The organism is Bacillus sp. C-3-6, from assembly GCF_054509685.1.
On the sequence record NZ_CM137247.1, the window covers coordinates 1,524,887 to 1,535,339 of the forward strand.

The 10,453-nt window shown below is 35.8% G+C and carries 9 protein-coding genes and 1 riboswitch; of the genes, 8 read left to right on the forward strand and 1 reads right to left on the reverse strand.

Going from position 1 to position 10,453, the window contains the following annotated elements; all coding sequences use genetic code 11:
- Nucleotides 1-163 precede the first annotated feature (163 nt).
- From ACW0JX_RS07945 to pbuX, 8 genes are all read left to right on the forward strand, one after another.
- Complete coding sequence (locus ACW0JX_RS07945; protein ID WP_000521224.1) at nucleotides 164-1,303, forward strand: THUMP domain-containing class I SAM-dependent RNA methyltransferase; 1,140 nt, start codon at nucleotides 164-166, stop codon at nucleotides 1,301-1,303.
- A gap of 61 nt (nucleotides 1,304-1,364) precedes the next feature.
- A complete protein-coding gene (locus tag ACW0JX_RS07950; protein WP_000368570.1) occupies nucleotides 1,365-1,547 on the forward strand; it encodes a DUF3921 domain-containing protein in 183 nt (60 codons plus the stop codon).
- Between the two features lie 139 nt (nucleotides 1,548-1,686).
- Nucleotides 1,687-3,624 carry an ATP-dependent DNA helicase gene (locus ACW0JX_RS07955; protein ID WP_000493700.1) on the forward strand — a complete coding sequence of 646 codons (1,938 nt, stop codon included), beginning with the start codon at nucleotides 1,687-1,689 and terminating at the stop codon, nucleotides 3,622-3,624.
- A gap of 101 nt (nucleotides 3,625-3,725) precedes the next feature.
- Nucleotides 3,726-5,243, forward strand: coding sequence for a carboxypeptidase (gene ypwA, locus ACW0JX_RS07960; protein ID WP_069355319.1), 1,518 nt, complete (start codon nucleotides 3,726-3,728; stop codon nucleotides 5,241-5,243).
- Nucleotides 5,244-5,291: 48 nt separating this feature from the next.
- Nucleotides 5,292-5,765: a GNAT family N-acetyltransferase gene (locus ACW0JX_RS07965; RefSeq protein WP_053564873.1), complete on the forward strand. Its 474-nt coding sequence runs from the start codon at nucleotides 5,292-5,294 to the stop codon at nucleotides 5,763-5,765.
- A gap of 159 nt (nucleotides 5,766-5,924) precedes the next feature.
- Nucleotides 5,925-6,671, forward strand: a complete 747-nt coding sequence (locus ACW0JX_RS07970) for a type I methionyl aminopeptidase (protein ID WP_168410466.1) — start codon at nucleotides 5,925-5,927, stop codon at nucleotides 6,669-6,671.
- Between the two features lie 116 nt (nucleotides 6,672-6,787).
- Nucleotides 6,788-6,889: riboswitch (purine riboswitch) on the forward strand.
- Nucleotides 6,890-6,996: 107 nt separating this feature from the next.
- The gene (locus tag ACW0JX_RS07975; protein WP_000866496.1) at nucleotides 6,997-7,590 is read left to right on the forward strand and encodes a xanthine phosphoribosyltransferase; all 594 of its coding nucleotides are present in this window, start codon (nucleotides 6,997-6,999) and stop codon (nucleotides 7,588-7,590) included.
- A 3-nt stretch (nucleotides 7,591-7,593) separates the two neighbouring features.
- Nucleotides 7,594-8,916: a xanthine permease PbuX gene (pbuX, locus tag ACW0JX_RS07980; protein WP_000809230.1), complete on the forward strand. Its 1,323-nt coding sequence runs from the start codon at nucleotides 7,594-7,596 to the stop codon at nucleotides 8,914-8,916.
- 15 nt (nucleotides 8,917-8,931) lie between these two features.
- On the opposite strand, the gene ACW0JX_RS07985 is transcribed toward pbuX, so the two are convergent.
- A complete protein-coding gene (locus ACW0JX_RS07985; protein ID WP_000193179.1) occupies nucleotides 8,932-10,095 on the reverse strand; it encodes a DUF418 domain-containing protein in 1,164 nt (387 codons plus the stop codon).
- Between the last annotated feature and the right edge of the window lie 358 nt (nucleotides 10,096-10,453).

Consider the following 10,453-nt stretch of genomic DNA (forward strand, 5'->3'; position numbering starts at 1 on the left):
GAAATAACTCAGCTCTCCTTTGTTAGAGGAGGGCTTTTTATTTGTATGAAGTTATAAAGTATGAGTTAAAATGTTTAATGAGAAAATTTTTCGTAAAATGTAATGATTAATAGGACCAATTGCTATTAATTATTGTTTGAATATACATAAGAGGTGAATGCAAATGGGAAAAGTTACTTTAATTGCAACAGCGGCAATGGGTATTGAAGCGTTAGTTGCCCGAGAAGTTCGCGATCTTGGTTATGAATGTCAAGTAGAAAACAGCAAAGTAACATTTGAAGCAGATGAAAAGGCGATTTGTCGCACGAATTTATGGTTACGCACTGCGGACCGTGTAAAAATTAAAGTTGGCGAATTTAAAGCAACAACATTTGATGAGCTATTTGAAAAAACGAAAGCATTAAACTGGGGAGATTATATTCCAGAGAATGGCGAGTTCCCTGTTATCGGTAAATCTTTAAAATCTGAATTATTCAGTGTTTCGGATTGCCAACGTATCGTTAAAAAAGCTGTCGTTGAAAAATTAAAAACAACATATAAACGTACAACTTGGTTTGAAGAAGATGGTCCGTTATTCCGTATCGAGATTGCAATGCTCAAGGATATTGCAACATTAACAATTGATGCGAGTGGTGTTGGACTTCATAAACGTGGATACCGTATGGATCAAGGGGAAGCTCCGTTAAAAGAAACATTAGCTGCGTCTTTAATTAAATTAACAAACTGGAAGCCAGATCGTCCATTTGTTGATCCATTCTGTGGATCAGGTACAATTCCAATTGAAGCAGCATTAATTGGACAAAACATTGCACCAGGATTTAACCGTGGTTTCGCATCTGACGAGTGGGGCTGGGTAGGTAAACAAAACTGGCGTGAAGCTCGTCAAGAAGCTGAAGATTTAGCGAACTATGATCAACGATTACAAATCATTGGATCAGATATTGATCATCGTATGATTCGAGTTGCTCAAGATAACGCAGAAGAAGTGGGCTTAGGCGATTTAATTACATTTAAACAAATGCAAGTAAAAGATTTCACAACAAAAGAGGATTATGGCTACGTTGTAACGAATCCTCCATACGGAGAACGTTTAAGTGAAAAAGCACTCGTTGAACAACTGTATAAAGAAATGGGACAAGTATTCCGCCCGTTAGATACATGGTCAGCGTATGTATTAACAAGCTACGAAGCATTTGAGAAGTGTTACGGAAAAGATGCGTCGAAGAAGCGTAAACTGTTTAACGGATTTATCCGTACAGATTACTACCAATACTTCGGAAAACGTCCACCGCGTAATTCATAGTATAAAACTCCTCCAGCGCGCATATACTGGCTATTATGTAATGCGTAAAGGAGGAAGTGATATGGATAATTTCCAATTATCAATGATTCAAAAAGCTATTCACCGTACGTATGATGAGCTCGGAAAAGAAGTGGATAGTCAAGGTGCGATTGTAGATGAAATACAAAAAGCACAAGAAGAATATTTGTCAGCTCTTTCACATGAAACAGCGATTGATAAACGGTATTTAAAGTCATTAATATAGAAGAAAATTTTCCTTTTTCGAAAGGAAAATTTTTTTTCGTGAATTTCTATGTATTGCAACAGGGGAAAGCAAATGCATACATATGCGTAGCAGTTGCTATTATCTTTTTATAGAAAAACTTTTTGGTTGGAGGCTAAGGATGTTTACTGAGAAGAGATTACCATTTGAAGTAGGAAAACAAGATAATTTTTATGATAAGTTGAATGAGTGGATTGGAGATGTGTTTTACGACATCCTTCCGGAAAAAGGCTTTGAAGAGCGTGATGAACAAATTTTTATGGCGTTTCAGTTAGAACGCGCTTTCCAAGAAAAGAAAGTTATGTTCGCAGAAGCTGGTGTAGGAACAGGGAAAACAATTGTATATCTTCTATATGCAATTTGTTACGCGCGTTATACTGGGAAACCAGCTATTATTGCTTGTGCAGATGAAACGTTAATTGAGCAGCTTGTGAAAGAAGAAGGGGACATCGCTAAGTTATCTGAAGCATTAGGGCTATCTGTTGATGTAAGGCTTGCAAAATCAATGGATAATTATTTATGCTTACGTAAACTTGAAGATGTTATGAGTGGACGAGCTCCAGAAGTAATTGAAGACGTATATTATGAGTTACCACAGTTTGTATTCGATCATGGTACGATGCAAAACTTTACTCACTATGGTGACAGAAAAGAATTTCCACTGTTAAATGACGAAGAATGGTCAAAAGTAAATTGGGATTACTTCCAAGATTGCTTTACTTGTGATTCTCGTCATCGTTGTGGACAAACTCTTTCTCGTGAACATTATCGTAAAGCAGCAGATTTAATTATTTGTTCTCAAGATTTCTATATGGATCATATTTGGACGTACGATGCTCGTAAGCGTGAAGGACAAATTCCATTATTACCAGAAAGTAGCTGCGTTGTATTCGATGAAGGACATCTTGTAGAATATGCAGCTCAAAAAGCTTTAACATACCGTTTAAAGCAAACGATGATGGAGCAACTTTTAACGAGATTGCTACAAAACGATATTCGTGAGGAGTTTGCACATTTAGTAGAAGAAACAATTTGGCAAACAGAGCGATTCTTTGATGTGTTACAAGAAAACAAAAAAGAAATTGCCGGTTCTGATCGTTTAGAAATTACTGTGACAGAAAAAGTAACAGCTGAAGCGAAACGACTTTATGCAAAAATCGGTGAAGTTGGAGATGCATTAGTATTCGAAAGTGAAATGCATACAGTAAACACGTATGATTTAAATATTGTTGATGAGCATTTAGATGTATTAGAACATTCACTTCGTCTGTTCATGCACGAGAAAAATGTAATTACTTGGGGTGAAGAAGGTGATGGTGCCTTCACGTTAGTGATTATGCCGCGTGCAGTTGAAGAAGTATTACAAGAGAAAGTGTTCTCGAAGAAAATACCGTATATTTTCTCTTCTGCGACATTATCGAACAATGATTCATTCGCGTTTACAGCTAATAGCCTAGGGGTAAAAGATTACTTATCATTCTCAGTTGCTTCACCGTTTGATTACGAAGAGCAAATGGCAGTAAACTTACTATCGCATACGAAAGAAAATGAATGGGAAAGAAAGTGTCAATATACACTTGAAAATATACAAAAAACAAATGGACGTACGCTTGTATTATTCCGTACAACGCAAGAGCTTGCAGCGTTCAAAGAGTATGTAAGTAAGGAGCAAATGTCGGTTCCGTTCTTATATGAGGGAGATCAGGAAATTAGCCAGCTCGTTTCTCGTTTCCAAAATGAAGAAGAGACTGTACTTTGTGCGGTTCATTTATGGGAAGGTTTAGATATTCCTGGTTCATCATTATCACACGTTATTATTTGGTCATTACCATTCCCTCCAAACGATCCTGTGTTTGAAGCGAAACGTAAGCACGTAAATGATCCATTCTGGGATGTAGATGTACCATATATGATTTTACGACTTCGTCAAGGAATTGGGCGTTTAATTCGTACAAGTGAAGATAAAGGTGCTATATCAATCTTCTTATCTGATTCAGAAGATGAGAAAGTAGTTGCAGCTGTGAAAAATGTACTGCCAGTAGAAGGTAAAGAATTATAAGGAGAAAGCTTGGCGCTTGCCAAGCTTTTTTTCTATTATAAAAGGAATTTATGTTTCCGTGTCGAATTAAGTTTGAGGTAGAAAAAGGAGGCTTTTATACGATGACAGTTGCTACATATGAGGTAGAAAAACAATTTTTAACATACGTGAAGAAGATACAGAATTACGGAGAAGCATTAAGTTTAATGTTTTGGGATTTAAGAACAGGTGCACCAAAAAAAGGTGTAGATCAGCGTTCAGAAGTAATTGGTATGCTTTCGTCAGAAGTGTTTGCTATGTCGACTTCAGATGAGATGGGAAACTATTTAACAGAACTTGAAGCTTTAATACGTGAAGATAAACTTTCTGAAACGACAACGAAAATGGTTGAAGAGTGTCGGAAAGAATATGATAGAAATAAAAAAATTCCACAAGCTGAATATGAGGCTTATGTGAAATTAGAAGCGAAAGCAGAGAGTGTGTGGGAAGAAGCTCGCGAAAAATCTGATTTCGAAATGTTCCGCCCGTACTTAGAAAAAATTGTTGAATTTAAAAAGAAATTTATTACATATTGGGGTTATGAAACATATAAATACAATACATTATTAGACATGTATGAGCCAGGTATTACAGTAGAAGTTTTAGATCACGTATTTGGTCAACTTCGTGAGCGTATCGTGCCGCTTGTAAAAGAAATCTCTGAGTCTAAAAAAGGATTAAAAACAAGTGCTTTATCGGAACAGTTTTCAAAAGAAAAACAAAAGAACTTTACATTAGAACTATTAAAGCAATTGAATTATGACTTTGAAGCAGGTCGTCTTGATGAAACAGTACATCCTTTCGAAATTACATTAAATAGAGGGGATGTTCGTATTACGACACGCTATGATGAAAAAGATTTCCGTATGGCTGTATTTGGAACAATTCATGAATGTGGTCATGCAGTATATGAACAAAACATTGCAGAACAATTTGAAGGTACACCACTTTGCAGTGGTACATCTATGGGTATTCACGAATCACAATCATTATTCTTTGAGAACTTTATCGGCCGTAATAAATCATTCTGGAAGAAAAATTATGATTTATTAAAAGAGTATAGCGATGGTCAATTTGATGATATGTCAGTCGATGAGTTTTATGATGCAATTAACGAATCGAAGCCGTCATTCATTCGTATAGAAGCAGATGAGCTTACATACCCGCTTCATGTTATGGTGCGTTATGAATTAGAGAAAGAATTATTTGATGGTACATTACAAGTGAAGGACTTACCAGCAGCTTGGAATGATAAGATGGAAGCATATTTAGGAATTCGTCCGGAAAATGATGCGCAAGGTGTATTGCAAGATGTTCACTGGGCTGGTGGCTCATTTGGATACTTCCCATCTTATGCGCTTGGTTACATGTATGCAGCGCAATTTAAGCAAAGAATGTTAAAAGACATTCCGAACTTTGATGCATTATTAGAAGAAGGAAACGTAACACCGATTCGTGAATGGTTAACAGAACATATTCACCAATATGGTAAAACGAAAAAGCCGCTTGAAATTTTAGAAGATGTAACAGGTGAAGGCTTAAATGCAAACTACTTAGCCGATTATTTAGAAGCGAAATATAGAGCGATTTATGAGTTGTAAAAAAAGAGCTGCTTAATTGCAGCTCTTTTTATTAAAGGGGATGATAGAATGGGTTATACATATACAGTAATGAAGCAAGAAGAAGCGGAGGAAATTGCGTATAACTGGCATTATGAAGGGAAATATTCTTTTTATGATATAGAGGCAGATGAAGAAGATTTAGCTGAATTTTTACATGGTGAGAGTAGAGGAGATCATACATTTTCTGTGAAGCAAAATGGCATTCTCATTGGTTTTTTTACTGTTTGTAAAATGAATGATGGAACGGTTGATATAGGACTTGGAATGAGACCTGATATAACTGGCAATGGATTTGGTTTACAGTTCGTGAATGCTGGACTAGCTTTTAGCAAAGAAAAATACGGATGCAAATATATAACACTATCAGTAGCGACATTTAATGAGAGAGCGATAAAAGTGTATAAAAGGGCGGGATTTGAAGTGGTTGGAACGTTTATACAGAAAACAAATGGTAGTTGTTTTGAGTTTTTGAAAATGAACTATATATGTAAACGTGATTAAAAAACAGAGGGATCTTCTGTTTTTTTATTTTGATTTAGAAATATATGATACATATTTTTTTACTTGTTGTAATTGAGGGTTTTGAAATTTTGGTAAAGGATGTGTATGATAGAAGTTTAGTAGCGAATAGTAGGTTTAGCAAGGAAAGGTAGAGGTAGTATGATTACAATTAAAACGAAAAATGAAATAGATTTGATGCATGAATCTGGAAAATTACTTGCTTCATGTCATAAAGAAATTGCGAAAATGATAAAGTCAGGTATAACGACGCAAGAGATTAATACGTTTGTTGAAATGTATTTAAAAAAGCATGGTGCCACATCTGAACAGAAAGATTACAATGGTTATCCATATGCGATATGTGCATCTGTAAACGATGAAATGTGTCATGCGTTTCCGGCCGATGTTCCTTTAACTGAGGGTGATATTGTAACAATTGACACGGTAGTAAACTTAAATGGGGGTCTTTCAGATTCTGCTTGGACGTATAGAGTTGGAAAAGTTTCTGATGAAGCAGAAAAGTTGTTGCTAGTAGCTGAGAATGCTTTGTATAAAGGAATTGATCAGGCGGTAATTGGTAATCATGTAGGAGACATTGGCTATGCAATTGAAAGTTATGTAACAAATGAAGGTTTTTCTGTCGCAAGAGACTTTACGGGACATGGAATTGGTAAAGAGATTCATGAAGAACCAGCAATTTTTCATTTTGGGAAACAAGGACAAGGGCCTCAGTTACAAGAAGGAATGGTGATTACGATTGAGCCGATTGTCAATGTAGGTATGCGATATTCTAAAGTAGATTTAAATGGGTGGACTGCACGAACGATGGATGGGAAATTATCAGCTCAATATGAGCATACAATTGCGATTACAAAAGATGGACCAATCATTTTAACGAAGCTGTAATTGGAAATGAAAGAGTTTGCAAAACTCGAACAAAAATAGTAGTTTTTTAAAATTTGTACGTGTTTTTTCGATAAATGCTTTTCAAAGTATAAAAAGTGCGTTATAATCCTTCTATAAAATAAATAGTTAGCTACACTCATATAATCGCGGGGATATGGCCTGCAAGTTTCTACCGAAGTACCGTAAATACTTTGACTATGAGTGAGGACGAATATAATTGCTTGTTTGGCATTCTTTTTTGCGAAACTCCAAAAGCGCGTCTCTCACTTGTAACGAGTGGTGGCGGCTTTTGGAGTTTTTTTATTGCATAAGAGGGGGAACAAACATGAAAGTATTACAAGAAAAGATTTTGAATGAAGGAAAGGTTTTATCTGGTGACGTATTAAAGGTGGATGCATTTTTAAATCACCAAATTGATCCAGTACTTATGCAAGAAATCGGAAAAGAATTTGCTAAACGTTTTAAAGAAGAGAACATTACAAAAATCGTGACGATTGAATCTTCAGGCATTGCACCATCTGTTATGGCTGCATTAGAGCTTGGTGTAAAAGTAATCTTTGCAAGAAAACGTAAATCGTTAACGTTACAAGATAATATGTACGTTGCAAACGTATATTCATTTACAAAACAAGAAACAAATGAAATTTCATTATCTCGAAATCATATTGATGAAAATGATCGCGTGCTAATCATAGATGACTTTTTAGCAAACGGTCAGGCTGCTTTAGGTTTAATGAGTTTGGTAGAGCAAGCAGGAGCAAGTATTGCAGGAATTGGAATTGTTATTGAAAAAGCATTTCAAGATGGAGGAAAGAAGCTTCGTGAACAAGGCGTTCGTGTTGAATCACTAGCAGAAATTGCATCACTTGATAACGGCACAGTTACATTTGTACAGCAAGAAACTGCGGAGGTGAAATAAACGATGAAGCAGCATCCATTTAAAATTGCATCGCTTGGTATGCAACATATGCTTGCAATGTATGCTGGAGCAATTATCGTTCCGCTTATTGTGGGCGGTGGACTTGGTTTAAATCAAAAAGAATTAACATATTTAGTCTCAATTGATTTATTAATGTGCGGCGTTGCAACAATTTTACAAGCATTATCAAATCGCTTTTTCGGTATTGGACTTCCCGTTGTACTCGGTTGTACATTTACAGCCGTTGGACCGATGATTGCGATTGGAAAACAATACGGTGTGTCTTCTATTTATGGAGCAATTATTGCTGCTGGGTTATTCGTTGTTATTTTTGCGAAATTATTTGGAAAGCTTGTAAAACTATTTCCACCTGTTGTAACAGGATCTGTTGTTACTGTAATTGGAGTTACACTTGTTCCAGCAGCAATTAATGATATGGCTGGCGGAGTAGGAAGTAAGGATTTCGGTAGTCTTGAAAATTTAGCATTAGCATTTGGTGTGTTACTATTTATCATCATTATGTATCGTTTCTTTGATGGATTTATTCGTTCAATCTCTATTTTACTAGGTCTATTGTTCGGTACAATCGTTGCAGCGTTTATGGGGAAAGTAAGCTTGCAAGCGGTTGGAGAGGCTGATTGGTTCCATGGTATTCAACCATTTTACTTTGGTACACCAACATTTGAATTAACACCAGTTATTACGATGATTCTCGTTGCTTGTGTAGGGATTGTGGAAGCAACGGGTGTATACTTTGCATTATCTGATATTTGCAATAAAAAAATCGGTGAAAAAGAATTAACAAAGGGCTATCGAGCAGAAGGATTAGCGATGGTGTTAGGTGGCATTTTCAACGCGTTCCCATATACAACTTACTCTCAAAACGTAGGACTTGTTCAATTAACTGGAGTAAGAAATCGCGTTATTATTTATACTTGCGGTGGTATGTTAATCGTTCTTGGATTCATTCCTAAAATCGCAGCTATTACAACAATCATTCCGAAATCAGTACTTGGCGGTGCTATGCTCGCAATGTTCGGTATGGTAATGGCATATGGTATTAAAATGTTAAGTAGCGTTGATTTTGGCAAACAAGAAAACTTATTAATTGTTGCATGTTCTGTCGGAATTGGGCTTGGGGTTACAGTTGTTCCTACATTATTCTCACAACTTCCTGAAAACATTCGTATTTTAACAGATAACGGAATTGTACTTGGAAGTGCGTCAGCAGTACTTTTAAATATCGTATTTAATATGGTGCCGCAGCGTAAAGTGAAAGTAAAAGAAGAGCCGGTGTCTATGCAAAGTGCAGTAAGAGAAGCGTAAAAAAGCAAGGTCTCGTTATGAGACCTTGCTTTTCTTTTTAAGTGGCATCATTTTCCCGTAAGTACCAAGACGCCAAATGTACTCAAGTGGTCCGTATTGGTAATGTGAAAGCCACCAGCGGCTAATAAAGATTTGTAACGTGTAGAAACTAATGCAGAATAGTGGTCCAACCCATAGTGGAGCCAGATAATCATTTTTAAACAATAGCCCGAATACAAGTAATGTAACAATTGTATGCGAGATGTAATTTGTTAATGCCATTCGTCCAACGTATTGGAATGGACGTAATAACGTTTGCCATTTTTCTTTTTGTAATAAACGCATTAACGTGACAATGTAGAAGATGAACAATGTCTTTCCGCTTATCATCGTAATGCCCATAAGTGAAAATGGTGTGTATGGTTGATTGTTCATAAAGAAGTAAACCATAATAAACCACATCGGTAATGTTAAAATGAACATAATGATTTGCCATTTTTTAAGTTTTGGATCTAATTCCTTAGCACGGCGGAAAATGTCTTTTTTACCGGCATATAATCCGAGTAAAAACAATCCTAGTGTTTCAGGCAGCATAATAAGACTGTTACTTATTGCTTCAGAATAGAATGAATAGAATCTGTCTGTAATTTGTAAGCCCCAGTTTTCTAACGGCATAATGGCTATGGAAAGGCCTAGTTCATCTACCGGCACTAATAACATGACAAGAGAACCTAATAATGTGAACAATTGCATGAAACTTAATAGTACAATTGACCATATTAAAATAGTACGTGTCTTTCTTTTGTAAAATAAAAATAAGAAAAACCCGGTAATTGCATAAGTATGTAAAATGTCACCGTCCCATAAAAGAACGTAATGTAAGAACCCGAATAATAATAAGATAAGTAAGCGGCGAACAAACAAAGTTTTTGGACGATCGGTCTTCGCCTCAGCACGATTCATAAAAATATAAAAACCTAATCCGAATAAAAACGAAAAAATTGTATAAAATTTCGTTTGAATAAACATATCGTAAAATAGGCGAATATAGCTGTCTATCCCTTCGTAAATTCCTGTAATATCACGTGAGTCAACCCCGGCAATAATTGGCCAGTTAACAAGAAAAATACCTAATACAGCTATTCCTCTAATAATATCAATGGAGTGTATCCTCTCGCCTTGTGTGAGATTTTGTGTCATTTTTTTCCTCCTTGTTAAGTAATTCCCTTTTATTATACAAAATGTAAGATGGAGGGGATAGGGGATATTTCCATTTTTTTAAACTGTTAAGTTATGTAGGATGAGATATAATAAGAGTGCACAACAAGTTTTAACCTTTTTCAAAACAGGCAGTAAAGCTCCTTCTTATAAGGAGCTTTCTTTATGAAAAGTGTTGATAATGATTCTCTTTAATGATAAAATGTATTCAAAAGTGATAATCATTATCAAAAAAAGGTTGGTGCATGAGTATGGTATATGCATTAGTAGCAGGTACAGTTGCTGTATATGCAGTTATTGCAAAGTATGTTTTAAATGGAGTAGGAACAGCAAAATGAGT